The sequence below is a fragment of the Treponema primitia ZAS-1 genome, from assembly GCF_000297095.1.
Classification (GTDB): Bacteria; Spirochaetota; Spirochaetia; order Treponematales; family Breznakiellaceae; genus Termitinema; species Termitinema primitia_A.
In genome coordinates this window covers 1-1,357 of the sequence record NZ_AEEA01000101.1, presented here as the reverse complement: position 1 = coordinate 1,357, position 1,357 = coordinate 1, and the positions used below count along the sequence as shown (strand labels likewise).

Below are 1,357 nucleotides of genomic sequence, written 5' to 3'. Positions count from 1 at the left end.
GGCGGGGGGAAATCGGCAACAGCACCATCACCGCCTGCTCCAACAACGGCGACGTTTTCGGCAACAACAATGTCGGCGGCGTGGCGGGGGCAAACAACGTTAGCACCATCACCGCCTGCTACAACACCGGCAACGTTTCCGGCAACAGCTCTGTCGGCGGCGTGGCGGGGCAGAAAACCATGGACGGCGCCATCACCGCCTGCTACTGGGCGAACTTTGAGGGCCCCGGCACTGCCCACATCGACAACGGCATGAACAGTGATACTACGAAGTTCGGCGATGGCAAATGGCCCTCCGGCGGCCAATGGGGCACCGGAGGCGGCGGAAGCGGTCACTACTGGAAGAACCTTGGCGGCTGGGGTTCACCCCCGGTGTATCCCAAGCTCTATTGGGAGAAGGACTAAAGCAGGATGTACGAAGATACGCACATGAGGAGTATAGGTATGATAAATAGTAAATCTGACGAAAAAGGCTCCGGCAAGTTCCGCAGGAACTTGCTCGGAGTTTCGGCTGCGCCGAAACTCCACATCTGGGCGTTGGGCTTTGCCCTGCTGCTGGCCGGCTGTGCGGTCCCGGTGTCTGCCCCGGTGGGGGCCCCGGTGTCTGCCCCGGTGGGCGGCGGCCTGGGCACGGTGCGGGTGGAAGTCTCCGGCCTTGGGCTTGTGCCTGGGTCTGTGTCTGAGCCTGTGTCTGAGCCTGTGTCTGAGCCTGAGCCCGTGCCTGTGTCTGAGCCTGTGCCTGAGCCTGTGTCTGGGCTTGTGTCTGGAGTTTCGGCTACGCCGAAACTCCAAGCGGGCCCTTCGGGCCCGCCGCGGACCGTGTACCCGTCGCCGCCTGATACGTCGACGCTTAAATATACCTATACTTGGACGGATATAACGGGGGGCGGGTCCCATGAGGTAATCCCGGACCAGGACATCTACGAGAACTTCATCCTGGCGGTGGGGTCCTACACCCTGGACGTGAAGGCCTACCTTGACGATGCCTGTACCCAGCTGGTGGGGACCGGGGTCGGGACGGTCGACGTCAGCGGCACCACCACCACCACCACCACCATCACCGTAACCAATAGCCCCGGCCTCATCACCGTCAAGGTGGCGTTGAAACCGCTGGACGGGACCGGGGCCGGGGCCGGGGCCGGGACCGGGACGCTGGCCTATACCATCAAGTACCCGGCAACGGCGACCACTGCCACCGTCACCCTGGAAAAGCTGGGGGGCGGGGATGCGCTTGCTTTGAACAGCCATATCGACGGCACCACGATGATCTATGAGGGAACCGTGGAGACGGCGGCTGCGGGGTACTACGAGCTGAGCGTGCAGCTCAAGGACGCCACGGGGCAGACTGCGGGGAAAAC

The 1,357-nt window shown here is 63.2% G+C and carries 2 protein-coding genes and 1 pseudogene; 2 read left to right on the top strand and 1 reads right to left on the bottom strand.

The features are described 5' to 3' along the window. Positions 1 to 80 precede the first annotated feature (80 nt). Complete coding sequence (locus tag TPRIMZ1_RS0113965; RefSeq protein WP_157784264.1) at positions 81 to 404, top strand: hypothetical protein; 324 nt, start codon at positions 81 to 83, stop codon at positions 402 to 404. Here the strand turns inward: TPRIMZ1_RS0113965 and TPRIMZ1_RS20575 are convergent. After that, entirely contained in the window at positions 401 to 631 is a 231-nt protein-coding gene (locus TPRIMZ1_RS20575) for a hypothetical protein (protein WP_157784262.1), read from the bottom strand. The two genes, TPRIMZ1_RS0113965 and TPRIMZ1_RS20575, sit on opposite strands and share 4 nt — an antisense overlap. Positions 632 to 758: 127 nt before the next feature. Here TPRIMZ1_RS20575 and TPRIMZ1_RS20570 point away from each other — a divergent pair. Continuing rightward, a pseudogene (locus TPRIMZ1_RS20570) lies at positions 759 to 1,357 on the top strand (peptidase A26); the annotation flags it as partial.